This window comes from Stenotrophomonas sp. YJH_SMC_101-4, assembly GCF_059370395.1.
Window position 1 is genome coordinate 277,003 of sequence record NZ_JCAFTP010000002.1, and the last position, 24,034, is coordinate 301,036.

17 protein-coding genes are annotated in these 24,034 nt (G+C 66.4%); 11 read left to right on the forward strand and 6 right to left on the reverse strand.

Annotated elements, in window-relative coordinates:
* Nucleotides 1-89: 89 nt before the first annotated feature.
* Nucleotides 90-1,703 (forward strand): alpha-glucosidase family protein, encoded by a 1,614-nt coding sequence (locus tag AC5P8D_RS07490; protein ID WP_010483519.1) that lies wholly within the window; start codon nt 90-92, stop codon nt 1,701-1,703.
* Nucleotides 1,704-1,886: 183 nt separating this feature from the next.
* On the opposite strand, the gene AC5P8D_RS07495 is transcribed toward AC5P8D_RS07490, so the two are convergent.
* The gene (locus tag AC5P8D_RS07495; protein ID WP_049413531.1) at nt 1,887-4,655 is read right to left on the reverse strand and encodes a TonB-dependent receptor; all 2,769 of its coding nucleotides are present in this window, start codon (nt 4,653-4,655) and stop codon (nt 1,887-1,889) included.
* Nucleotides 4,656-4,932: 277 nt separating this feature from the next.
* Nucleotides 4,933-6,999, reverse strand: coding sequence for a glycoside hydrolase family 97 protein (locus AC5P8D_RS07500; protein ID WP_495203311.1), 2,067 nt, complete (start codon nt 6,997-6,999; stop codon nt 4,933-4,935).
* Between the two features lie 237 nt (nt 7,000-7,236).
* Between AC5P8D_RS07500 and AC5P8D_RS07505 the strand changes: the two genes are divergently transcribed.
* The 5 genes from AC5P8D_RS07505 (at nt 7,237) to AC5P8D_RS07525 (ending at nt 13,596) form a co-directional block, all read left to right on the forward strand.
* Nucleotides 7,237-9,429: a glucosidase family protein gene (locus tag AC5P8D_RS07505; protein WP_495203219.1), complete on the forward strand. Its 2,193-nt coding sequence runs from the start codon at nt 7,237-7,239 to the stop codon at nt 9,427-9,429.
* Nucleotides 9,426-10,913, forward strand: coding sequence for an MFS transporter (locus AC5P8D_RS07510; RefSeq protein ID WP_049455570.1), 1,488 nt, complete (start codon nt 9,426-9,428; stop codon nt 10,911-10,913). The genes AC5P8D_RS07505 and AC5P8D_RS07510 overlap by 4 nt, the downstream gene beginning before the upstream one ends.
* Nucleotides 10,913-12,625 carry an alpha-amylase family glycosyl hydrolase gene (locus tag AC5P8D_RS07515; RefSeq protein WP_495203220.1) on the forward strand — a complete coding sequence of 571 codons (1,713 nt, stop codon included), beginning with the start codon at nt 10,913-10,915 and terminating at the stop codon, nt 12,623-12,625. Before AC5P8D_RS07510 ends, AC5P8D_RS07515 begins: the two co-directional genes overlap by 1 nt.
* Before the next feature lie 125 nt (nt 12,626-12,750).
* Nucleotides 12,751-13,137, forward strand: a complete 387-nt coding sequence (locus tag AC5P8D_RS07520) for an SseB family protein (RefSeq protein WP_010483507.1) — start codon at nt 12,751-12,753, stop codon at nt 13,135-13,137.
* 141 nt (nt 13,138-13,278) lie between these two features.
* Nucleotides 13,279-13,596, forward strand: a complete 318-nt coding sequence (locus AC5P8D_RS07525; protein ID WP_010483505.1) for a hypothetical protein — start codon at nt 13,279-13,281, stop codon at nt 13,594-13,596.
* Between the two features lie 133 nt (nt 13,597-13,729).
* Here AC5P8D_RS07525 and AC5P8D_RS07530 read toward each other — a convergent pair whose 3' ends face one another.
* The 3 genes from AC5P8D_RS07530 to AC5P8D_RS07540 all read right to left on the reverse strand — a co-directional run bounded on the left by AC5P8D_RS07530 (nt 13,730) and on the right by AC5P8D_RS07540 (nt 19,392).
* Nucleotides 13,730-17,314, reverse strand: a complete 3,585-nt coding sequence (locus tag AC5P8D_RS07530; protein WP_495203221.1) for an ABC transporter permease/M1 family aminopeptidase — start codon at nt 17,312-17,314, stop codon at nt 13,730-13,732.
* Between the two features lie 12 nt (nt 17,315-17,326).
* A complete protein-coding gene (locus tag AC5P8D_RS07535; protein WP_010483501.1) occupies nt 17,327-18,229 on the reverse strand; it encodes an ABC transporter ATP-binding protein in 903 nt (300 codons plus the stop codon).
* A gap of 131 nt (nt 18,230-18,360) precedes the next feature.
* Entirely contained in the window at nt 18,361-19,392 is a 1,032-nt protein-coding gene (locus AC5P8D_RS07540) for a LacI family DNA-binding transcriptional regulator (protein WP_019337078.1), read from the reverse strand.
* A 138-nt stretch (nt 19,393-19,530) separates the two neighbouring features.
* Here AC5P8D_RS07540 and AC5P8D_RS07545 point away from each other — a divergent pair, with 138 nt between their 5' ends.
* Entirely contained in the window at nt 19,531-19,926 is a 396-nt protein-coding gene (locus AC5P8D_RS07545; protein ID WP_171954000.1) for a hypothetical protein, read from the forward strand.
* A gap of 170 nt (nt 19,927-20,096) precedes the next feature.
* A complete protein-coding gene (locus AC5P8D_RS07550; RefSeq protein ID WP_010483495.1) occupies nt 20,097-20,672 on the forward strand; it encodes a single-stranded DNA-binding protein in 576 nt (191 codons plus the stop codon).
* Nucleotides 20,673-20,795: 123 nt separating this feature from the next.
* On the opposite strand, the gene AC5P8D_RS07555 is transcribed toward AC5P8D_RS07550, so the two are convergent.
* Complete coding sequence (locus AC5P8D_RS07555; protein WP_224329103.1) at nt 20,796-21,749, reverse strand: LysR family transcriptional regulator; 954 nt, start codon at nt 21,747-21,749, stop codon at nt 20,796-20,798.
* A gap of 57 nt (nt 21,750-21,806) precedes the next feature.
* Here AC5P8D_RS07555 and AC5P8D_RS07560 point away from each other — a divergent pair, with 57 nt between their 5' ends.
* The 3 genes from AC5P8D_RS07560 to AC5P8D_RS07570 all read left to right on the forward strand — a co-directional run bounded on the left by AC5P8D_RS07560 (nt 21,807) and on the right by AC5P8D_RS07570 (nt 24,030).
* Entirely contained in the window at nt 21,807-22,133 is a 327-nt protein-coding gene (locus AC5P8D_RS07560; RefSeq protein WP_049413474.1) for a nuclear transport factor 2 family protein, read from the forward strand.
* Nucleotides 22,130-22,912 carry an SDR family oxidoreductase gene (locus AC5P8D_RS07565; RefSeq protein WP_010483490.1) on the forward strand — a complete coding sequence of 261 codons (783 nt, stop codon included), beginning with the start codon at nt 22,130-22,132 and terminating at the stop codon, nt 22,910-22,912. Before AC5P8D_RS07560 ends, AC5P8D_RS07565 begins: the two co-directional genes overlap by 4 nt.
* A 212-nt stretch (nt 22,913-23,124) precedes the next feature.
* Nucleotides 23,125-24,030 carry a hydroxypyruvate isomerase family protein gene (locus AC5P8D_RS07570; protein WP_049413475.1) on the forward strand — a complete coding sequence of 302 codons (906 nt, stop codon included), beginning with the start codon at nt 23,125-23,127 and terminating at the stop codon, nt 24,028-24,030.
* Nucleotides 24,031-24,034 lie beyond the last annotated feature (4 nt).

Consider the following 24,034-nt stretch of genomic DNA (forward strand, 5'->3'; position numbering starts at 1 on the left):
GCCATGCCCCGGAGGCCACCGCTAAGCTTGCCTGAACAGGATTTCGGCCCGCTTCCGGTGGGCCCTGCATGCCCGGAGGGGGGCTGTCGATGTCGCACTATCCATGGTGGCGCGGAGCCGTCATCTACCAGATCTACCCGCGCAGCTACCTCGATGCCAACGGCGACGGGGTGGGTGACCTGCCGGGCATCATCGAGCGGCTGGACCACATCGCCGCGCTGGGCGTGGACGCGATCTGGATTTCGCCGTTCTTCAAGTCCCCCATGGCTGACTTCGGCTACGACATCGCCGACTACCGCGACGTCGACCCGCTGTTCGGCAGCCTGGACGACTTCGACCGGCTGCTGGCCAAGGCCCACGGCCTGGGCCTGAAGGTGATGATCGACCAGGTGCTGAGCCATACCTCGATCGAGCACGCCTGGTTCCGCGAGAGCCGCCAGGACCGCAGCAATCCGAAGGCCGACTGGTACGTGTGGGCCGACCCGCGCGAGGACGGCACCCCGCCCAACAACTGGCTGTCGCTGTTCGGCGGCGGCGCCTGGCAGTGGGAGCCGCGCCGTGAGCAGTACTACCTGCACAACTTCCTGGTCGACCAGCCGGACCTGAACTTCCACCACCCGGACGTGCAGCAGGCCACCCTGGACAACGTGCGCTTCTGGCTGGACCGCGGCGTGGACGGCTTCCGCCTGGACGCCATCAATTTCTGCTTCCACGACGCGCAGCTGCGCGACAACCCGCCAAAGCCCGCCGACAAGCGCGTGGGCCGCGGCTTCAGCCCGGACAACCCGTACGCGTACCAGTACCACTACTACAACAACACCCAGCCGGAGAACCTGCCCTTCCTGGAGCGCCTGCGCGCGCTGCTGGACGAGTACCCGGGCGCGGTGAGCCTGGGCGAGATCTCCTCGGAGGACTCGCTGGCCACCACCGCCGAGTACACCCGGGACGGCCGCCTGCACATGGGCTACAGCTTCGAGCTGCTGGTGGACGACTACAGCGCGGCCTACATCCGCGACACGGTCTCCCGCCTGGAAGCGGCGATGACCGAAGGCTGGCCGTGCTGGGCGGTTTCGAATCACGACGTGGAGCGGGCGGTCAGCCGTTGGGGCGGGCACCCGGCCGACCCGCGGCTGGCGCGGATGCTGGTGGCGCTGCTGTGCTCGCTGCGCGGCTCGGTGTGCCTGTACCAGGGCGAGGAGCTGGGCCTGGCCGAGGCCGAGGTGCCGTTCGAGGCCCTGCAGGACCCCTACGGCATCACCTTCTGGCCGAACTTCAAGGGCCGTGATGGTTGCCGCACGCCGATGCCGTGGACCGATGCGCCGCTGGCCGGTTTCACTTCCGGCCAGCCGTGGCTGCCGATCCCGGCCGAGCACCGCGCCGCGGCCGTGGCGGTGCAGGAGCGCGACCCGGACTCGGTCCTGGCCGCGTTCCGGGGGTTCCTGGCCTGGCGGCATAGCCAGCCGGCGCTCCTGCATGGCAGCATCCGATTCATCGAAAGTGCCGAGCCAGTGCTGCTGTTCGAGCGTATGCTTGCAGATGAAACCCTCCTGCTGGCCTTCAACCTGTCGGCCGAGGCGGTGAGCCATCCGCTGCCGCCGGGCAACTGGCAGCAGGTGACGGTACCGGGCCCGGATGCGGGCACGGTGCAGGGCAATGAACTCCAGCTGCCGCCGCGCGCGGTGTATTGCGCCCGACGCAGCTGACCGTTTTCTCCGGTGGCGGTACTTGCGGGGACGGGGCCGAAGCGCCCCGTCCCTTTTTTGTGGGTGGGCCTGGCCGACCAACGGCCGGCATCCGCGCAGAAGAAAACCCGCTGCCTGCGCAGCGGGTTTCCGGTCCTGCTCCCCATGGGTTGCCGGCCAGCGGCCGGCACTACCCGGTCGTGATCAGAACTTGTAGTTCACGCCCAGCATGTAGGTGCGGCCCCACTCGATGTACTCCAGCGGGCGGTCCTTGCTGCCGGCATAGGTGCGGTACGGCTCGTTGGTCAGGTTGCTGCCCTGCAGCAGCAGGGTCAGCCCGCGCAGGCTGCTGCTGTCGCTGAAGGTGTAGCTGACCTGTGCATCGGTTACGTTCTCGCCCACCACGTAACGCAGCGTGCGGTTGCCGTTGAAGTTGCCGATCTCACCAATGAAGTCCGAGCGGCGGCGCTGGCTCACGCGTGCTTCAAAGCCACTGCGCTCGTAGTAGGCGGTGAAGTTGTAGACACGCTTGGACAGGCCGGGAAGGCTGATCGGGTCACTGCCCACGCTGGAGGCGCTTTCCGGATCCAGAATGGTGATGTCGCTCTTGTTGAAGGTCGCGCTGGCCTGCACGCCGAAGCCGCGCAGGCTGTCGGTCAGCATCTCCAGCGGGAACGACCCGGTCAGCTCCAGCCCCTTCAACGTGCCGCCCTTGCCGTTCTGCGGCGTGGAGAAAGTACCGGTGGTCAGCACCGGTGCGGTCATGCCCGGCGGCGGCACGTAATTGCCCAGCAGGCCGCTGAAGTCATAGTTGTCCACCGACTGCGTGTAGACGTAGCTCTTCAGATCCTTGTAGAAGATCGCCGCAGCCACGTAGGCCTTCTCGCCGAAGTACTTCTCGTAGGACAGGTCCAGCGCGGTCGCGCGCCACGGATCCAGCAGCGGATTGCCGCCGCTGCCACCGGGGCGGCCGTTGTTGGTATCCACACCGAATTCCAGGCCGGCACGCATCTGGTCCACGCGCGGGCGCGCGACCTGCTTGGCGGCGGCGAAGCGCAGCGTCTGCTGGTGCGGGAACATGAACACCAGGTTCAAGCTCGGCAGCCAATCCTTGTAGGTCTTGCCGGCAGAGAAGGGCTGGATGTTGCTGCCCGCCGGCTGCGAGCTGTCCCAGTAGCGCGAATCCGAGCTCTGGTCGGTGTGCTGCATCTGCACGCCGATATTGCCGCGCACGCCGACCACGCCGATGTCGGTGTTGATGTTCAGGCGTGCCCACGCGGTGGTGATCTTCTCCTCGACCGTCCACGACTTGGGAATCAGGTAGTCCAGATTGTCGACCGGGTTGAAGGTCATGTAGCGACCCACCGCTGCCGGAACGTTCCACGACGGGATGTAGCCGATGCCGGCGAAGCCGAGGTTGACCGGGCGGTACTGCAGGTCCGGGGCGATGGTGGATTCGCCTTGGGCGCCGAGCAGGATGTTGCCTTCGGCCTGGGCCTTCTGCTTGCGGCGGTCGGCATAGTTCACGCCCACGTCCACATCCGAGAACCAGCTGGACATGGCCTCGGGAACCGGCAGCGTCGCCGCCAGCTTGGCGCCCTTCAAGCGGTCTTCAACTTCCGGCACCTTGCCGTAGCCGGAACCATAGATCGTATTGGTCAGGAACAGGCTGTCCGGATTGGAATAGTCGCGCCCCGGCGTGATCTGCGAGAAGCTGTTGTTGTTCACCACCAGGCCGATCGTGTCGAACTGCGGGCGCGGCACCAGCTGCAGGTTGTTTTCCAGGTTGATCTCGCGGCGGGTCGCCTTCGAGTAGTTCAGGTCGGCGACCAGCTTCACGCCACCGACGTTGAACTCGTTGTTCCAGCCGAACGCGTCGATCTTGTCCTTGCGCTTGTTGTACATGCCGCGGACCAGCGGATACGCATTGCTGATCGTGCCACCGGTGAAGCTGCCATCGGCATTGCGGCCGACATTGCTGAACACCGGCAGGATCGCGTTGGGATTGTTGCTGTCCTCGCCATTGCCACTGAGGCTCAGCTCGAACTGGTTGGCGGTGTCGATCTGCTCGGCTTCGGTGTGGAATGCGTCGAAGGTGCTGGTCCAACTGTTGCTCGGGCGGAACTGGATCGTCGCCATCACGCCGTCGCGCTTGTTGTTGCCGGTACGGCGCAGCGCCTTGATGCCATCGGTGAAGTAGGTGCCTGGTGCGATTCCGCGACGCTCGCCTTTGTCGGTGTGTTCGGTGGTCCACGGCTCGTACAGGCCGACCTGGTTCTCCTGGATCGGCATGTCGCTGTGCGCGTAACCGATGGCGATGCCCAGGGTGTTGTCGAAGAACTGGTCGATGTAGCTGGCACTGAAACGATTGCCGTACGGATCGATGTTGGCGGCGCGGCCCAGGGAGCTCTTCTGGTAGCGGCCGCTGACCGCGATCACGCGCTCGCCGAAGCTGAGCGGGCGTGCGGTCTGCATGTCGATGGTACCCGACAGGCCCTGGCCGACCAGGGCCGCGTCCGGGGTCTTGTAGACGGTCACGCCGTTGACCAGCTCGGACGGGTACTGGTCGAACTCGACACCGCGGTTGTCGCCGGTGCTGACCACTTCACGGCCATTGAGCAGGGTGGTGGCGAAGTCGGGTGACAGGCCGCGCACGCTGATCACCTGCGCACGGCCGGCAACGCGCTGGGCGGCCAGGCCGGGAAGGCGCGAGATGGATTCGGCGATGCTGACGTCGGGCAGCTTGCCGATGTCTTCGGCGGAAATCGCCTCGACCACCGAGGTGGCGTCCTGCTTGATCGCGATCGCGTTTTCGATGCCGCGGCGGATGCCGGTGACCTGCACCGTATCCAGGTTGGTGGCGGCGGTGGCGGCCGGCGTGGTGGTGCTCTGCGTGGACTGTGCAGACGCCAGCGTCGGCGCCAGGACAACGGCCAGCGCGATGCTCAGCGCGCTGCGCTTGTGGTTCAACATTTTCCCCTCCCAGGCAATGTTGCAGATCGATTCGTGAACGTCCCGGAGTGACCGTGGACGTGCGACGCGGTGGCCGCTGTCGTCGCCGCTATGGTAGGCAGCGCGTTCTTCGCGGGAATCACCCTGCATACGTATTCAATGCCGTTTGCAGGGGTGTAATCGCTTTCAGGTGCATCGTTCTGTAGAGCCGAGCCCATGCTCGGCTGCGTTCCGGTGCTGCGCACCGCCGCCCGAGCGTGGTCTCGGGCGCTACAGCGGCGCGCAGGCAGGAAGACGTTCAACGGATAGGCGTGAAGCGAATGGCCTGCCCACCGCCCGGTGCCAGTACCAGCGTCACTGCATCGGCACTGGTCACCTCGCGGGTTTCGCGTGCGAACGCGAACGGGTTGCTGCGGAAATCAGCGCCCTCGCCATCGCGGTAGATCTCGGCGCGATAGCGCACGCCGGGTTCCAGGAAGCCCAGCGACACCGGCAGCACGCGGCCGTGTTCATCGGTGATGCTTCCGAGGAACCAGTCGCGGCTGTTGCGGTCGCGGCGCACGATCGTCACGTAGTCGCCCACCTCGCCATCGAGCACGCGGCTCTGCTCCCAGTCCACCGCCACGTCTTCGATGAAGCGGAACGCCTCGCGATGCTGCAGGTAGTGCTCGGGCAGGTCGGCGGCCATCTGGATCGGGCTGTACAGCACCACGTACAGCGCCAGCTGGCGCGCCAGCGTGCTGGGAATGGCCTGGCCGTGGCGGCCCTTCAGGCTGAGGATGCCGGGGGTGTAATCCATCGGCCCGGCCAGCATCCGGGTGAACACCAGGTTGACCTCGTGCTCCGGCGGGTTCGGCGGCTGGCCCCAGGCGTTGTACTCCATGCCGCGTGCGCCTTCGCGCGAGATCCAGTTGGGGTAGGTGCGGCGCAGGCCGGTGTCCTTGATCGGCTCATGCGGGTTCACCGACAGGTGCCGGCGCGCGGCCTCCTGCACCACCTTCAGGTGATGGCGGGCCATGAACTGCCCGTCGTGCCACTCGCGCCAGAGCGAGCCGCCAGCCGGATTTCGCCGGTCGACCTGGCCATCGTCGCAGACGTAGCCGGTCTTGAACTGGTCCACCCCCAGCCGTGCGTACAGGTCCAGCGCGGCGCCCAACTGATCCTCGTAGTGCTCGATTGCACAGCCGGTTTCGTGGTGGCCGATCAGGTGCACGCCCTTTTTCAGGCCATACGCCGACAGCGCTTCGATATCGAAATCGGGCGTGGCGCGGGTGAAATCAAAGTTGTAGCCATTACCCACCCACATGCCGTCCCAGCCCGGATTCCAACCTTCCACCAGCACGCCGCGGAAGCCGTGCGCAGCAGCGAAGTCGATCACCTTCTTCGTCTTGGCGGTGGTGGCCGCATGCTTCGGCCCGGTCGCCCAGCTCTCGTTGTCCAGGTGCATCGACCACCACACCCCGAGGTACTTGGCGGGCTTCACCCAGCTCACGTCGCCCAGCGCATTGGGTTCGTTGAGGTTGAGGATCAGGTCCGATTCGATCAGGCCACCCGCGCGGTCAGCAACCTGCAGCGTGCGCCAGGGTGTGGCGAAGGGGAGGGCACGGCGCACCTTCCAGCCTTCGGCCGAGGGCGAGAGCTGCGCGCGCAGGCGCTGGCCCTCGGTGCGGCGCAGCCACATGCCGGCGTAGTCCACCAGCGCAGCCTCGTGGATCGCCACGTGCAGGCCATCGCGGCTGCGCAGGGTCATCGGCGTATGCACCTGCGGCACTTCGCGCAGCGGGGTACGCTGGTACAGGTACTCGTAATGGATCGGTTCGCCGGCGGGAATCCACCAGGCGGTGGAATCCTGTGCGATGGCAAACTCGGTCAGCTCGTCATCGATGATCGCTTCGCGCAGGTTCGGCTGCTCGGGGAACACGTAGCGGAAGCCGAGGCCGTCGTCGTAGACGCGGAACACCACATCCAGCCGCCGCTTGCTGCCCGTGGTCTCGGCCAGCTGCACGGTCAGCTCGTTGAAGTGGTTGCGGGTGAGCCGGCGCTCGCCCCACGGCTGCTCCCAACTGTCGTCGACGCTGCGCCGCTGCTGGCCGAGCAGGGCGAAATCGCGGTCCAGGCGGCCATCGCGCAGGGCGAAGCCGAGCTTTGAATCCTCCACCACGGGCTCGCCGAAACGCTCGACGCGGTAGCGGGCGGTGCCGCCGTCCAGCACCAGGCTGACCTTCAGCACCTTGCCGGGTGATTCGATGCTGGCGACCTGTGGCGCGACCTGTGGCGCGGCCTGTGCCAGCGTGGCCCAGGCCAGCAGGGCCAGGCCGAGCAGGTGCGCGATTGCCGCGCGTACAGCAGTGGGTGACATCGGCAGTTCCCCTCCCAAGGCGCCGTTGGCAGACCCGGACCATAAGCCAGCGCGGCAGGCGCGCTACCGCGTGACGCCATGAATACGTATGCAGCTGGACGCAGCCGACAGCCCCGCGTCTACCATGGGGCCAAGGCACCTTGAGGGAGGGGCCGTGCCCGCCCGCCGGCAACGACGGTGCGGACCTACAACGCGTGCAGAGAGGGAGGGAGGCCGACGGGCGCAAGCCGGTCCGCCGCTTCGATGCTGAAGATCATTTGCCTGACCGCTGCCCTCGGGGCAGCGCTGGGATCGACCGCGCAGGCGGCCGACCTGCAATTCGACGGCCGCCAAGCGCGCGCCGAAGCCGCTGCCAACGGCAGCTTCGTGCTGCATGCGCCGAAAGGTGAGGTGCGTATCGCGCCCATGCCGATGCGCAGCCAGACCGGCAGCGTGATGTTCGACGCGTTGTTCGCGCTGGCCCAGCAGGAGATGGACCAGGACCGTGTGGACGCGATTCGCGATCCCGCGTTCGACGAAGGCCGGCCGGTGCCGTGCGAGTGCTTCCAGACCGGCGCGCGCTGGCCCTATGTGTGGACCCGCGATGTCAGCTTCGCTGCCGATCTGGCGCTGGCGCGGCTGGACCCGCAGCGCACCCGGCAGTCGCTGCAGTTCAAGCTGTCGGCGGCGCGCGACGGGCACACGCCCGGCCTGTTCGTGGCGCAGGACACCGGGTCCGGCGGCAGCTGGCCGATCAGCAGCGACCGCGTGGTGTGGTTCCTGGCCGCGCGCCACCTGCTGGAGGACCTCGCGTTTGCCGAGCAGGTCTGGCAGGCGCTGCAGGGCACGCTGGCGCAGGACCGCGCGATGGTGTTCGACGCGCAGATGGGCCTGTACCGCGGTGAGACCTCGTTCCTGGACTGGCGCGAGCAGACCTATCCGGACTGGACCCGCGAGGACGTGCGCTTCATCGGTGATTCCTACGCGCTATCCACCAACGTACTGCACTACCAGGCGCTGCGCCTGGCCGAACGCCTGGCCGGCCAGCGCGGCGATGCCCGCGCGGACGAGTACAAGGCGTGGGCCGATGCGTTGGCGCAGCAGATCGATGCGCGCTTCTGGCGGGAGGACATGGGCCAGTACATGAGCTACGTCGGCGAAGCGGCGCACCCGGTGCCGTACGCCAAGGTCGATCTGCTGGGCCTGTCGCTGGGTATCCTGGCCGACGTGCTGCCGACCGGGCGTGCGCGCCGTGCGCTGGCGGCGTACCCGATCGGGCCGGCCGGCAGTCCGGTGGTCTGGCCGCAGGAAGGGCAGCAGCCGATCTATCACAACCGCGCGATCTGGCCGTTCGTCAGTGCCTACTCGCTGCGTGCGGCGCGGCAGCTGGACGATGCGCCGCGCATCGCCGCAGAGATCCGCTCGTTGATGCAGGGCGCCGCGCTGGCCGGTTCCAACATGGAGAACTACGAGCTGGTCAGCCAGGCAGTGCATGTCGAGGAAGGCGCACTGAGCGGACCGGTGGTCAATTCCGAACGGCAGCTGTGGTCGGTGGCGGGGTACCTGTCGATGGTGGTCGAAGGTGTATTCGGCGTGCAGGACGATGGCCGCGTGCAGCCCAAGCTGCCGGCAGTGCTGGTGCCAGAACTGTTCGGCACGCATCCCCGCATCACGTTGGAAGCCAACGGCAAGCGCTATGTGCTGGAGCGCCCGCAGAACGTGGGCGATGGCCTGCTGGTGGCCGGCAGAACCACCACGCGTGGCAGCACCACGACGGTGCAGCTGGTCGCCGCCCCGGCAGCAACCGGTTTCGCTGCCACGACTGCGGATGCCAACGCGCGTGCGCCGGCCACGCCGGTGGCACCGCAGGCCCTGCGCAAGGGCGCGGGTTGGAACGTTGCGGTGGCAGCCGATCAGGTGCTGTGGAAGGACGGCAAGGCGGTCACCGACAGCAACGGCGTGGCGCGCATCAGCGACGATGGCCTGCAGCATTGCCTCAGCCTGACCCGGCGCGAAGGCACGTTGGAATCGCTGCACAGCCCGATGCTCTGCGTCGGTCCGCAGCAGGTGCTGAAGGGCGAGGATCGCTGGCAGTTCACCTCGGCCAAGGCCGGGCAGGTGCGCCTGCGCCTGCAGTACCGCAACCCGAACGGGCCGATCAACACCGGCGTCACGGCTGCGGTCAAGCAGCTGGCACTGCAGTGCCCGGGCCAGCCATTGCAGCGGCATACGGTTGCGATGCCGCACAGCGTGGCCGTGCAGGACTCGACCTCGGCAACGTTCGCTGTGCCCAAGGGGCCGTGCACGGTCGCGCTTGAAGAAGGCTTCAACATGAGCGCGCTGCAGCATTTCGCGCACTACACCGGCGGAAAGGGCGGGCGCGACGGCGTGCTCAACCAGGCGCAGGTGCAAGCGTTGAAGGTGACGCAGGTGGCGGCGGAAGAGGACGCACGATGAATCGTCCCGCCAAGCCACAACTGTCGTTCTGGCAGATCTGGAACATGTGTTTCGGCTTCCTCGGTATCCAGTTCGGATTCGCCCTGCAGAACGCCAACGCCAGCCGCATCTTCGAGACGCTGGGCGCGGACATCGACGCGGTACCTGGATTGTGGATCGCCGCGCCGCTGACCGGCCTGCTGGTGCAGCCGGTGATCGGTTACCTGTCCGACCGCACCTGGACCCGCTGGGGGCGCCGTCGTCCATACTTCATGATCGGTGCGGTGCTGACCACGCTGGCCCTGCTGGTGATGCCGAATTCGCCGACGCTGTGGATCGCCGCCGGTACGCTGTGGGTGCTGGATGCCTCGATCAACGTATCGATGGAGCCGTTCCGCGCCTTCGTCGGCGACCAGCTGGCGCCACGCCAGCGCCCCACCGGCTATGCCATGCAGAGCTTCTTCATCGGCGTGGGCGCCATCGTCGCCAGCTTCCTGCCGTTCATCCTGGCCCACTTCGGCGTCGCCAATACGGCCGCCGCAGGTGAAGTGCCGGACACCGTGCGCTATGCGTTCTACTTCGGCGCGGTGGTGCTGCTGGCGGCGATCACCTGGACGGTGGTCAGCACCCGCGAATATTCACCGGCGGAGCTGGCCGGGTTCGATGATGCCGAGCCGCCGGCACATTACGCGGCGGCGACGATCAGCGGTCCGGCGCCCTGGACGCAGGTGGCCGTATGGCTGGGGCTGGGCGTGCTGCTGGCGCTGCTGATCGCGTGGCGGCAGGGCGACCGGATGCTGTACGTGCTGGCCGGCCTGTGTGCCGGCTACGGCCTGCTGCTGGCCGTGGCCCGCGCGTTGCCTGGCACGCATATGCTGGCCGCCATCGTGGGCGACCTGCGGGCGATGCCGGTCACGATGCGGCGGTTGGCCTGGGTGCAGTTCTTCTCGTGGTTCGCGCTGTTCGCCATGTGGATCTACACCACTGCCGCAGTGGCCGGTGTCCACTTCGGTTCGGACGACCCGAAGACGGCGGCCTACAACGAGGGCGCCAACTGGGTGGGCGTACTGTTCGGCGCCTACAACGGCTTCGCTGCGCTGGCCGCGGTACTGATTCCACCGATGGTGCGTGCCATCGGCCTGCGCTGGAGCCACCTGCTCAACCTGTGGTTGGGTGGCGCCGGTCTGGTCTCGCTGATGTTCATCCGCGACCCGCACTGGCTGCTGCTGTCGATGGTCGGCGTCGGCTTCGCCTGGGCGTCGATCCTCTCACTGCCCTACGCACTGCTGTCCGACAGCGTGCCGGCGTCGAAGATGGGCGTGTACATGGGCATCTTCAATTTCTTCATCGTGATCCCGCAGCTGGTCGCGGCCAGCGCGCTCGGCTTTGCCCTGCGCGCCTGGCTGGGTGGTCAACCGATGCATGTGCTGGTGCTGGGCGGCTGCAGCCTGTTCGTCGCCGGCCTGTGCGTGCTGCGGGTTCCGTCCCGTCCGGAGGTGGTGTGATGCGTGGTGCGCTGTCTGTTGCTGTTTCCCTGGTGCTGGCTGGTCAGGCGGTGGCCGCGCCGCGTCCGGACTACGTCGGTACCACCGAACCGTTCGCCAGTGATGCGGTGTATTTCGTGGTCACCGACCGCTTCGTCAACGGCGATCCGTCCAACGATCACCGCGACCAGGGCGGCAAGCACCGCACCTTCGATATCCCGGTGCCGTGCCCGGACAAGGTGGATGGCAACATCGGCTACCTGGGCGGTGACTTCCGCGGCGTGCTGGACAACGCGCAGTACATCCGCAACCTGGGCTTCGGCGCGGTGTGGATCACGCCGATCGTGGACAACCCGGACGAAGCCTTTACCGGCAGCAAGCCGATCAGCTGCACCAGCACGCTGACCGACCGTGGCAAGACCGGCTACCACGGCTACTGGGGCATCAACTTCTACAGACTCGATGAGCACCTGCCCAGCAGGGACCTGGACTTCGCCGGACTGACCAAGGGCCTACACGGTGCCGGCTTGAAGGTGGTGCTGGACATCGTCGGCAACCACGGTTCGCCGGCCTGGACCATGCCGACACGGCAACCGCAGTTCGGTCAGATCTTCGACAAGGATGGAAAGTTGATCGCCGACCACCAGAACCTGCCGCCGCAGAAGCTGGACCCGAAGCACAACCCGCTGCACGCGTTCTACAACAACATCGGTCCGGTCGACAGCAAGGACGGCTCGATCTTCGACGGCAATCTGGCCGAGCTGTCCGACTTCAACCAGGACAATCCGGCGGTAATGGACTACCTGGTGGGTGCCTACCTGCAATGGACCGCGCAGGGCGTGGACGCGCTGCGCATCGACACCATCGGCTGGCTGCCGCACCCGTGGTGGCATGAATTCGTCAAGCGCATCCGCGCCGAGCATCCGGGCATGTTCATGTTTGGCGAAGCCTTCGACTACAACGCGGCGACCATTGCCGAGCACACCTGGCCGGCCAACGCCAATGTCAGCGTGCTCGACTTCCCGCTGCGCGGTGCACTGGAGCAGACCTTCGGCACCGCCGGCAAGGGCTTTGAAACGCTGACCGAGCCGCTGCACCTGAGCGGGGGGCCGTACGCCAACCCGTACGAGCTGATGAGCTTCTACGACAACCACGACATGCCGCGCCTGCAGGCCAGCGACAGCGGCTTCATCGATGCGCACAACTGGCTGTTCACCGCGCGCGGCATTCCGGTGGTCTATTACGGCTCGGAGACCGGTTTCATGCGTGGCCGCGCCGAGCACGCCGGCAACCGCGCCTACTTCGGCCAGCCACGTGTGGATGCTGCGCCGAAGAGCCCCATCTACGCGCCGCTGCAGCGCATCGCACGACTGCGCGAAGCCACCCCGGCGCTGCAGCGCGGCCTGCAGGTGAACGAGCGGCTGAAGGGTGATGAGGCGGTGTTCTTCCGCGTGCTGCAGCAGGGCGAGGTGGCGCAGACCGCGCTGGTGCTGCTGAACAAGGGCGACCAGGCCAGGAGCTTCACCGTGGCGCGTTACGTCCAGGCTGGCCGCTGGCGTGATGCGCTGGACGGCGGTTCGTTGCAGGTGGATGCCTCCCTGAAGGCCGAAGTGCCCGCGCATGGCGTGAAGGTGTACGTGCTGGATGCCGCCGTGCAGCAGCCAGCGCTGCAGGCCGAGCTGGACAAGGCGATGACCGACCAGAAGGCTCGGGACCAGCGTCTGGGACGGTGAGGGCGCCGCCGGGCATGGCCCGGCGCTACCGCTCTGGTGGGTGCCAACCTCGGTTGGCACGCTCTTCGAGCAGTCCAGCAGGCTCGACCCTACAATAGGCCCCCCTCACGCCCTGCCGTACCGCCATGACCGACCTCGCTCCGCAGACCCCGATCGAAACCCTGCTGAAGGCGGCGATGGACGGGGCGGTGCCGATCCGCGCCTTCATGGAGGCCTTCGTCGCTTCCGAGGTCGTGCTGCTGACCGGCAGCCTGGTCACGCCCGACGGCAGCGGCTTCGACCCGCTGCTGTTCGACAAGCAGGGCATCCTGCACGTGGCCGTGTTCACCGATCCATCGCGGGTGGGCATCTACAGCCAGCAGGCCCAACACCAGATCCGCTGGTTGATGCTGGACGTTCTGCGCCGCGTGCCGGGGGGCTACGGCGTGGTGATCAACCCAGGCACTCCGCTGGGCTTCGAGATCTCGCCCAGCGGCGTCGGCGAGATCCTGAAGGACTTCGCCCAGGGCTGATTGTCCTGTAGAGCCGAGCCCATGCTCGGCTGCCGTTCGCGCAATGCCGGATCAGTCGAGCACGGCCCGACCCTACAGAACGCTTCCCTTCGGGTGCCGTACGTGATCCCCTTTGGTTGACACCAGGATCGAGGCTCTGCCATGGAATTGAGGGAACTACCTGCCGGCTCACCAGCACGATCACGCCATTCCCGCTCCGCACTGATCTTCCTGATCTCAGCGATCGTTGCCGCGCTGGTGTCCATGCCCCTGCTGCGCGCGGTAGGCATGGTGCTGTGGCCGGTGTTCGTCATTGCCTGGCTGATCAACCTGGGCGCGGCCTGGCATCTGGCCCAGTGGGCGCGCCAGCAGGGCCGTTCGGCGTGGGCGTTCGGGTTGCCGGCAGCGTTCGGCACCGTCGCCTCGATCGTGGTCTATGTGCTGCTGGCATTGTTGGGGCCGAAGGCCGCGGTGCACTGAGTTTTCGCGGCTGCCGTGGACAATGTGCCGAGCATGGCTCGGCACTACAGCAGGGCCAAGCCAAACAGAAAGGCCGAGCCAAGCCCGCACGTGTTGCGTGGAGCGCCGGCGCACAGGCCGGCGCCCCGTTGCCTCACATCGTCACCTTGCGCCGGTTGTCGTCGCTCACCCGGTCGATCAACTTGTTATACGGATCGAAGCCCGCTTCATCCGGCTTTTCATCCACGGTCACCGTGATCTTCGGATCGGCGCTGGTGATGTGATGACGCTGCAGGTACAGCACTCTCTGGTCGCGTTCCTTGCCTGAAGGCCCGTTGGCGAACACGCCGATCTCGATCCAGTCATCCATCTTCCCGTCGCTTTCCTGGCCCTTGCCGTTGGCATATTGCTTGGCAGCATGCAGGTCCAGGGTCACGTCGTAGCGGCCGTCATCGCGCTGGCGGGCGCTGGCGGCCATCACCCGGTTGTCGTAGAAGCTGATCTTCTCGAACAGGTCGGTAACCAGCTGCTGGCGGTCGGCCGGGGTCTCGGCGCGGATGTAGGCCAGCAATTCGCGCGAGGTGGTGTAGGGCGGTTGCTGGTAACCCTTGTCCTGCAGGAAACGCTTCAATGCCCGGTTAAGCGCCTGCTCGCCGATCTCCTCGCGCAGCCGGTAGAACACCAGCGAACCCTTCTGGTAGTGGATGTACTGCTGGTTCTCCACACGTTCCAGCGGCTGTTCCTCGATGGCCTCGCCACCGCGCCCGGACAGGTAGCCGTCCAGCTCGCGCTTGAGGAACTGGCGCATGTGCTGGCGTCCGTACTCCTGCTCCATCACCATCAGTGCCGAATACTGCGACAGTGATTCGGACAGCACCGTGGCGCCCTGTACGTTGGCGCCGATCACCTGGTGCGCCCACCACTGGTGCGCGATCTCGTGTGCGGTCACATAGAACACGTAGTCCACCTTGTCCGGGTCACGCAGGTCGGCGATGAAACCGATGGCCTCGGAGTAGGGGATGGTGTTGGCGAACGACTGCGCGAAGCGCGCATAGCCCGGGAACTCGATGATGCGTACCTGGCGGTGCTGGTACGGGGTGAAGTTCGCTTCGTAGTAGGCCAGCGACTTCTGCACCGCCTCGATCATCCGGTCCACGTTGTAGCCGTGCGCCGGGTCGAAGTAGACCTCGATCGGGATGTCCTTGTACTTTGCCTTGCGCACCTCCCAGCGTGCCGACAGATAGGCGTAGAAGTTCAGCATCGGCCGGTCCATGGCATAGCTGAAGCAGCGCCGGCCGTTGACCGTGGTCTCATGCTGGAGGTAACCCGGGGCCAGCGCCACCTGGTCCGGTGCCGTGCAGACCGTGGTGCGGAAGTCGAGCCAGTCGGCATCGTTGGCTATGTACGTGTTGGCACGCGCGGCTTCGTCTTCCAGCTTGGGCATGCGCCGCGGCTCACCCAGGTCGCGCTTGCGGCGTTCGTTGCGGTCGCTGATCTCGGCGCCTTCGTTGTAGCCGAAGGAAGGCAGCACGCGGCTGTTGAAGAACGTGCCGTTGTCCACGATGTTGCTCGGCGCCTGGCCGGCGGTGATGCCATTAGGCTTCTGCACCACCCGGAAATGCACGCTGCGGTTTTCACCCGGTTGCAGCGGTTTCTGCAGGCGGTAGATGCGGTAGCCGAGATCGGCGTCATGCATCGACAGGGTCTGTCCGCCCAGATCGAGCGCAACCAGCTGTTTGTCATCACCCATCGAGACGTGCACGTCCTGGATCGGTGTGGCGTGGGTGTTTCGCACCGTCCAATTCGCATCGATCACCATCGACTGCGATTCCGGGAACAGGTCCACGCGGTTGTCCACGGCGACAATGCGTGGTTGCGGCAGGTTGCGGTATTTCGACAGCTCGCGCTCGTAGCGGGCCTGCAGATCCAGCTGCTGGTCCGGAGAAAGGAACTCGTTGCGGATGTTGGTGCTCCAGTACAGCCAGCTCCCCACGCCGACGAACGCCAGCGCGGCCACCGCGGCAAAGGCGCCGGTCGGACCGCGCAGGCGGCGGCCGGCCAGGGCCAGGCGCTGGCGCAGGCCCTGGCTGACACCCCGTACCCAGAAGGCCGACGCCAGGCACATCAAGGTCAGCAGGAACAGCGCCCAGTAGCCCTGGAATGCCAGTTGCCCGGTCAGGAAGTGGCCGTAGCCGTTCATGTCCGAATAGGGTGCGTTGGGCCAGCTGCCGAAGTTGTACAGGTTCTGCGTGTAGTCGAGCATGCCCAGCACACCCTGACCGATCATCACCACGATCAGCAATGCGTAACCGACGAACTTGTTGTTGGTGAGCACCTGCAGCACCAGCGCCAGGCCCCCCATGAGGATGTAGACCACCGAATCCAGCGCCAGGCTGCGCAGGTACAGCAGCGGCTCCAGATGCGTGTAGCCCTTGGCCAGCTGCACGCCCATCGCCGCCAGCGCGCCGGCGGCCTGGAAACAGACGATCACGGCCAGCAGTGCGGTGAACTTGGCCAGCAGCGGCACCCAGTTCGGCACCGGCATGGCATCGGTCACTTCATTGATGCGCGCGCTGCGTTCCTTCCAGACCAGCTCACCGGCGAAGAACAACACGATGATCACCAGCAGCCAGCTGAAGGCGCCCTGCAGCCCCATGATCATCTGCGAGGTGACCGGCCAGATCGAGGTGCCGTACAGGGTCTGCCGGAACAGCGCGCTGGGCAGGAAGTTGGCCAGGCCCAGTACCAGCAGCACGATGAACGGCACGCTGCGCAGGACGCCGCGTGTATCGAAGCGGACCTGGCGCAGGAACTGCTGCCACGCGGTGGTGGCAGTGAACGCCGGTACCACGCGCGGCAGTGTCGCGCGGCTGGGGCGGATGCCGGTGGCATCGGCAACCGGTTGCGCCTGCCTGCGGCCCCAGCGCCGACGGCCACTGCCGCTGCGTTCGGTGCGGAACAACGCGAAGGTGGCGGCGAACAGTACGGCAGCCACACCCAACCACAGGGCGCGGTTGGCCAGCAGGTAACCGGCCAGCTCGGGGATCCCGTTGTTGCGTTCGGCGGTGGACCAGTAGCGGATCGTGCGGCCCAGTGCGCGCATGCCCAGCGGCTCGCTCAGCACCGCGATCCAGGTGTTGTCGATGTCGCGCAGCAGGGCCGCGCTGGCGCCGTACAGCACCAGGTAGGCCACCAGGCCGATGTAGACCCACAGGATCGAGCGGGTCAGCGCCGCCAGCAGCGACAGCAGCGCGGTGGTGAACAACAGGTTGGGAATGACGATGACTGCGAACGTCCACGCATAGCCCTGCCAGCTGATCGGGCCCATGCGTTCGGGATCGACCCACGGCATGAACGGTGCCAGCCATAGGCCGAACGCGATCAACACGTAGACCAGCAAGCCTGCCGCCAGGGCGGCGGCGATGCGTCCGGCCAGGTAGTCGCGGCGTTTCACCGGGCTGGCGAAGATCAGTTCGGCGGTGCCGAGTTCGAAGTCACGCAACAGCGCGTTGCTGACGAACAGTGCGGTGACCAGCATGCCGAGCAGGGTGAAGATGCCCAGCATCTGTGCGATCACGGTGGGCGCGTTGCTGTGCACGTTGCCGGCGCCACCGCCGATCTGCACCGCGTCGCTGGACGCGGCGGCGAAGGCGAGCAGGGCGAACAGCCCGGCCAGCAGCCACAACAGCGGGGAGCGCAGCTGCTCGCGCAGCTCGAAGCGGAAGAAGTTGAGGATCATGGTGTGCTCCGCTCAGGCTGCCGCGCGGGCACGGGCCTGCAGGCGCAGGCGCTGGAAGTACACGTCCTCGAGGTCGGGGGCTACGGCGGCGAAGCCGTCGCCGGGGTCATTGGCGCTGTGTACGTGAATCACCGGGCGACCACCGACCAGGCGGGTGGACAGCACCACGTAGCGTGCCTCGTGGTCGGCCAGTTCCGAAGGATCGACCTGCTTGCGCCAGACCTGGTGCTGCAACGCGTCGATGGCCTCGGTAGGCCGACCGGTCAGCAGCACCTGGCCCTTGTTCATGATCGCCATCGTCGGGCACAGATCGGTCACGTCCTCGACGATATGGGTGGACAGGATGACCGCCACGTTCTCGCCGATGGCCGCCAGCAGGTTGAGGAAGCGGTTGCGTTCTTCCGGGTCGAGGCCGGCGGTGGGTTCATCGACGATCACCAGCCGCGGGTCACCCAGCAGCGCCTGGGCAATGCCGAAGCGCTGGCGCATGCCGCCGGAGTACGTGCCGAGCTTGCGCTTGCGGGCGTCCCACAGGTTCACCTGCTGCAGCAGCCCATCGACCACCTCGCGGCGCTGCGCGCGCTGGGTCAGGCCCTTGAGCACCGCGAAATGTTCCAGCAGGTCCAGCGCGCTGACTTTCGGGTACACGCCGAAATCCTGCGGCAGGTAGCCCAGCCGGCGGCGCACCGCGTCCTTGTCGCGCAGTACGTCGATCGGCGCCTCGCCTGGAATGGTGAGGGTGGCCGTGCCGCTGTCGGCTTCCTGCAGGGTGGACAGCGTGCGCATCAGCGACGACTTGCCGGCGCCGTTCGGACCGAGCAGGCCGAACATGCCGCGCGGGATGTCCAGGGTGACGTTGTTGAGGGCATGCACGCCGTTGGCGTACGTCTTGGACAGCGAATCGATCTTCAGCATGCGACGTACACCTTTCCATGGGCGATGTCTGCGCGTTATCCGCGCATCGGCTTCCGTGCGCATCCGCCGTTGGTCATGGGGGGAGAATTCCGCCGTCGCACGTTGAGGCGTGGCGGGAGGTCTGGTGGCGCTTACCGGCGCAGCGACGATTCCCGCACCACCAGCTTCACCGGGATGCTCTGGCCCTCCACCGGTTGCCGGCCGATCAGCGTCAGCAGGCGCTCCACCAGCAGCTGGCCGGCCTGCTTGGTGTCCTGCTGGACCGTGGTCAGCGCCGGAGACACCGAGGCCGCCAGCGGGATGTCGTCGAAGCCGGTCACCGCCACGTCCTGCGGCACCCGTAGCCCGGCCTCGCGCAGGGCGCGCATCGCACCGATGGCGATCAGGTCGCTGGCGGCGCAGATCGCATCGATCGGTTCGCCGCGCGCCAGCAGCGCCTGGCAGGCCTCCTGGCCGGAAGCCTCGGTGGTGATCGCATCGTGCTGCAGCGCCGGTTCGGCGGCCAGGCCGTGGTCCTGCAGGGCCGTGACATGGCCGCGGTAGCGCTCCTGGAATTCGGGGTAATGGCTGGAGGCATGGCCGAGGAAGGCGATGCGGCGGCAGCCCTGCTGCAGCAGGTGGGTGGTGATGTCATGCCCGCCCTGGAAGTTGTCGCTGCCGATCGAGACACCGGGCTGGCCGGGCAGGGCGGCGCCCCAGCGCACGAAGTGCGTGCCCTGTTCGACCAGCCGCTGCAGGCGGTCGCGCGATTCGTGGTAGTCGCCGTAGCCGAGCAGGATGATGCCGTCGGCCTTGTTGCTGTCCTCGTAATCGGCCTGCCAGTCGGTGGACAGTTGCTGGAACGAGACCAGCAGGTCCTGCCCGTGCAGCGCGCAGGCGCGGGTGATCGAGCCCAGCATCGAATGGAAGAACGGGTTGATCAGCGAGTCGTCGTTGGTCGGGTCCTCGAAGAACAGCAGGGCCAGGGTGCCGGCGTTGCGCAGGCGCAGGCTGGAGGCGTTCTTGTCGACCTTGTAGTTCAGCTCGCGGGCGATGCGCAGGATGCGCTCGCGGGTCTCGGCATTGACCATCGGGCTGCCACGGAGCGCCCGCGACACGGTCGGCTGGGAGACCCCGGCCAGATGGGCGATGTCCAGGGAGGTGGCTTTGCCTTTGATCGTCATGGGCGCGCGGAAGGGGCTGGGGAAAAGGTGCCTGGGCATGATGCCATGGGGGGGCTGCAGGCAGTCCCGCCCGATGCTGCTTGTGGTCAAGGTCGCAGGCATGCGACGGTCAGTGCCACAGCCTGATGGAGCCAAGCGGTGTCTTTTCGCCTGTACCCGGATGTTCCGGATGATTTCGAGGCGCGGATCCGTATCCTCGCGCCGGAGGAGGGCGGGCGGCGCAGCCCGGCCCGGAACGGTATCCGCTGGGACTTCGCCTACGCCGCTGACGCCGGGGCGCCAGAGCTGTTCATGATCTGGCCTGACTTCCGGCACGCCGAGGGCGACAGCTGGGCGACCGAGCTGCCGCTGCCGGTGGGCGAGCCCCTGTTGGCCGGGCTGACCGTGGTCAATGAGGTGCTGAGGGCTGGGCTGCACCGGGAGCGTATCCGGCCGGGCGTGCGCTTCCACTGCCATGAAGGGCCCAAGGTGGTGGCGGTGGGGGAGGTCACGCGGGTCACCGGCCTGCTGCTGGATCGCCCCCTGCTTCGTTGAGGTCGGTTCCGACCCGGATCGGCCGGATTCCCGACGGGCCGGGGGCGAAGGGAATGGTAAGATGCCTCGTTCCGATATCCCCCATTCGCAACCGTGGGAGGTCCAGCGTATCGGCACCCCGTCGGGTGTGCTATCACTGGTCCAGCCCCGGACAACGGAAGAATCCATCTATGGCGCGCGGCATCAACAAAGTCATCCTGGTCGGCAACCTCGGCAACGACCCGGACGTGAAGTACACCCAGAGCGGCATGGCGATCACCCGCATCAGCCTGGCTACCACCAGCGTCCGCAAGGACAAGGATGGCAACCAGCAGGAACGTACCGAATGGCACCGCGTGGTGTTCTTCGGCAAGCTCGGCGAGATCGCCGGCGAGTACCTGCGCAAGGGCAGCTCGGTCTACGTCGAAGGCAGCCTGCGCTACGACAAGTACACCGGCCAGGACGGCGTGGAGAAGTACTCCACCGACATCGTTGCAGATGAAATGCAGATGCTGGGCGGCCGCGGTGAAGGCGGTGGCGGTGGCGGTGGTGGCAACTACGGCGGCGATCGCCCGCAGCGTCAGCAGGCGCCGCGCCAGGAGTACGGCGGCGGTGGCGGTGGCCAGCGTGGCGGCCAGGGCGGTGGCTATGGCAACCAGGGCGGCAACCAGGGCGGCGGTTACGGCAACCAGGGTGGCAACCAGCGCCCGCAGCCGCAGCAGGCTCCGCCGATGGACGACTTCGCTGACGACGATATTCCGTTCTAAGCGCACCTTCGGTGCATCCCGACAAGGGCTCCTGGCATGCCTGCCTGGGGCCCTTGTCGTTTTTGAGGCCCTGCCGGGATCCTGTTGTCCGACGGCCGCCGATGCAGACGTTCCTCGATGTTGTCACCGATTGCCGAACACGCCCTGGTCCAGCAGGCAATCAATGAACGCCCCCAGCAGGGCGGGGCGATGCCGCCTGTTCGGGTAGTAGAGAAAAAGCCCGGGGCGCGAGACCGACCAATCCGCCAGTACCCGCACCAGCAATCCCTGGGCCAGCAGTTCCCCCACGCGATCCTGCTCGAAGTGATAGGCGATTCCAAGGCCGGCCAGTGCCGCCGCAATCCCGACGTCAGCGTGATTGGTGACGACAGGACCGTCCACGGCGACCTCCAGGTGGCGACCTCGCTTCTTGAACTCCCATCGGTACTGCCTGCCGTCACTCTGCAGCCGCCAGTTGATGCAGGCATGGTCCTGCAGTTCCGTTGGAGATCGCGGCGTTCCACGGCGTGCGACGTAATCCGGTGACGCCACGGCGACCATGTTCAGGTCGGGAGTGAGGCGGATGGCCACCATGTCCTTCTCGAGCTGCCCGCCCACGCGGATGCCTGCATCAAACCGCCCACTGACGATGTCGCTGAGCGCGTCGTCGACCACGATGTCGACAACGACATCAGGGTAGGCTTGGTGGAAGCGGGCAAGCCGCGGGGCAATCAGTGTTCTCGCGGCGATGCCCAGCGTATTGATGCGCAGCGTCCCATTCACCCGCCCGGTCGCCTCGCGGGTTTCAGCGACCGCTACGGCCAACTCCTCGAACAGCGGCGCTATGCGCGCGTACAGTCGCCCGCCACTTGCTGATGGCGCGACGCTTCGGGTCGTGCGATTGAGCAGGCGGGTGCCGAGGCGGCCTTCCAGTTGGCGGATGGTCTGGCTCAGCGCCGAGGGCGATACCCCCAGATGTTCCGCAGCCCGCGCGAAGCTCTGGCGTTCCACCACCGCCACGAAAGCCTTCAGTTCAGTGAACTCGGATCCGCGCATTAGGTAGACTTTTCGACATAACCCATTCGGATTATAGGGCATTCACTTAACTGGCCTGCGTGCACATCCTGAGCGCCTCACCACTGCAGGAGCCCAGCAATGAATGCACTGACCCTCCCAGAGCCCATTGCCGCGTACTTCGCGGCCGAGCATGACCCCGAAGCCCTCGGGCGTTGCTTCACCACCAAGGCGATCCTCAAGGACGACGGGCACACGCTCACCGGCGTCAACGCGATCAAGGCCTTCCTGGCCGAGGCATCGGCCAAGTACCGTGCTACCAGCGTGCCATGCGCCATCGCGCGGCAGGAACACTGTCACGTTGTCCGCGCCACTGTCAGCGGCAATTTTCCAGGCAGCCCGATCCTGCTGACCTACCGTTTCGAACTGCAACGAGGCCTGATTGCAGCGCTGGAGATCACTGCATGAGCTTCGATCTTCAACTCGGTGGCCTGCGGGCCGTGGTAACCGGCGGCACGTTGGGTGTGGGGGCTGCGGTGGTCAGGACCCTGGCCGAGGCCGGGGCCCGGGTGATGACGTCTGCGCGCAGCTTGCCGGCACGGCCGGTCGAAGGGGTCGCGTACGTGGCAGCCGATCTGTCGACGGCCGAGGGCACCGGCATCTTCGCCCAGGCCGTTCTGCAGGCGTGGGACGGTGCCGACATCCTGATCAATGTGCTTGGGGGATCAAAGACACCAGGCGGCGGCTTCGCGGCGATCAGTGATGCGCATTGGTTTGCCGAGCTGAACCTCAATCTGATGCCGGCGGTTCGTCTGGATCGCGCCTTGCTGCCGGCCATGCTCGCGCAGCGCGCTGGCGTGATCATCCATGTCAGTTCGATCCAGCGCATGCTGCCTCTGCCGGAGTCCACCACCGCGTACGCCGCGGCCAAAGCGGCACTTACGACGTACAGCAAGTCGCTTTCAAGAGAGGTCACCGCCAAGGGCGTGCGCGTGCTGAGCGTTGCGCCGGGCTGGATCGAGACAGAGGCTTCCCGGGAATTTGCAGAACGGATCGCGGCAGAAGCAGGAACCGATTATGAAGGGGGCAAGAGGCTGGTCATGGACTGGCTTGGGGGGATCCCGGTGGGGCGCCCCGCGGCACCGCAGGAGGTGGCCGATCTGATCACGTTCCTGGCGTCTCCCCGGTCTGCCTCGATTTCCGGAACGGAGTATCGGATCGACGGCGGCACGGTCTCGACCCTGTAGCCAACAGGCGTCGTCCCGCTGCCACCGCCCAGAAAGAAAGCCCCGCTCATGCGGAGGCTTTCCTTTGTCCGCGATTCCTGCGGAGTTGTGCCCCGCAGCATCAGCTTTCGTGCACCGCGACTTGCAAACAGACAATTTCCTCCCCTATGGTGCAATCGATTGCATTGCAGTGAATCGTTGCGTTTGATACCGGTTGGGAGGCCGGCAGGTGGATGTCCGTCCATTCGATCAGACCGGCCCCGCCGACGGGGCTCACGCGGCGCGATGCGCTGCGCATCGCAGTTGCCGGCAGCATTGGCCTGGGGGCCGCGACAATCGCGGGCACGCTGCCCGCATCCGCCGCCACCGCGCCGCTCAAAGGCAACCTGAAGCACTCCGTCGCCCGCTGGACCTTCCCGCAGCTGTCCGTCGCCCAGCTCTGCGCGACGGTGAAGGACATCGGCTTCGCCGCGATCGACCTGGTCGGCCCGGAAGACTGGCCGACGTTGAAGGCCCATGGTGTGTACAGCTCGATGTGCAACGGCGCGGAGCTGGGCCTGACCAAGGGCTTTGCCGGGCGCCAGTTCCATGACCAGTTGGTGGAGCGCTACACGCGGCACATCGATCTGGTCGCCGATGCCGGCTATCGAAACCTCATCTGCTTTTCCGGCAACCGCAACGGCATGGACCCCGCCGAAGGCATGGCCAATGCCGAGGCTGGCCTCAAGCGCATCCTCGGGCATGCCGAGAAGCGTGGCGTGGTGCTGGTGATGGAGCTGCTCAACTCCAGGGTCGATCACCACGACTACCTGTGCGACCACTCTGCCTGGGGCGTGGAGCTGTGCCAGCGGCTCGGCTCGGACAACTTCGGCCTGCTCTACGACATCTACCACATGCAGATCATGGAAGGCGACATCATCGCCACCATTGGAAAACACCACGCCTGCTTCAAGCATTACCACACCGCAGGCGTGCCAGGCCGGAACGAGATTGGAGACCAGCAGGAGCTCCACTATCCGGCCATCTGTCGCGCGATCCGCGACACTGGTTTCAAGGGGTATCTGGCGCAGGAGTTCACGCCTGCAGCGCCCGATCCCGTTGCCTCATTGCGCGAGGCGATCCGCCTCTGCGACGTCTGAAACG

Coding starts and splice junctions, on each gene's coding strand:
- AC5P8D_RS07495 (WP_049413531.1), bottom strand. CDS start 4,655: ATGTTGAACCACAAGCGCAGCGCGCTGAGCATCGCGCTGGCCGTTGTC.
- AC5P8D_RS07505 (WP_495203219.1), top strand. CDS start 7,237: ATGCTGAAGATCATTTGCCTGACCGCTGCCCTCGGGGCAGCGCTGGGA.
- AC5P8D_RS07520 (WP_010483507.1), top strand. CDS start 12,751: ATGACCGACCTCGCTCCGCAGACCCCGATCGAAACCCTGCTGAAGGCG.
- AC5P8D_RS07535 (WP_010483501.1), bottom strand. CDS start 18,229: ATGCTGAAGATCGATTCGCTGTCCAAGACGTACGCCAACGGCGTGCAT.
- AC5P8D_RS07570 (WP_049413475.1), top strand. CDS start 23,125: ATGTCCGTCCATTCGATCAGACCGGCCCCGCCGACGGGGCTCACGCGG.
- AC5P8D_RS07490 (WP_010483519.1), top strand. CDS start 90: ATGTCGCACTATCCATGGTGGCGCGGAGCCGTCATCTACCAGATCTAC.
- AC5P8D_RS07540 (WP_019337078.1), bottom strand. CDS start 19,392: ATGACGATCAAAGGCAAAGCCACCTCCCTGGACATCGCCCATCTGGCC.
- AC5P8D_RS07550 (WP_010483495.1), top strand. CDS start 20,097: ATGGCGCGCGGCATCAACAAAGTCATCCTGGTCGGCAACCTCGGCAAC.
- AC5P8D_RS07515 (WP_495203220.1), top strand. CDS start 10,913: ATGCGTGGTGCGCTGTCTGTTGCTGTTTCCCTGGTGCTGGCTGGTCAG.
- AC5P8D_RS07530 (WP_495203221.1), bottom strand. CDS start 17,314: ATGATCCTCAACTTCTTCCGCTTCGAGCTGCGCGAGCAGCTGCGCTCC.
- AC5P8D_RS07555 (WP_224329103.1), bottom strand. CDS start 21,749: ATGCCCTATAATCCGAATGGGTTATGTCGAAAAGTCTACCTAATGCGC.
- AC5P8D_RS07510 (WP_049455570.1), top strand. CDS start 9,426: ATGAATCGTCCCGCCAAGCCACAACTGTCGTTCTGGCAGATCTGGAAC.
- AC5P8D_RS07525 (WP_010483505.1), top strand. CDS start 13,279: ATGGAATTGAGGGAACTACCTGCCGGCTCACCAGCACGATCACGCCAT.
- AC5P8D_RS07565 (WP_010483490.1), top strand. CDS start 22,130: ATGAGCTTCGATCTTCAACTCGGTGGCCTGCGGGCCGTGGTAACCGGC.
- AC5P8D_RS07560 (WP_049413474.1), top strand. CDS start 21,807: ATGAATGCACTGACCCTCCCAGAGCCCATTGCCGCGTACTTCGCGGCC.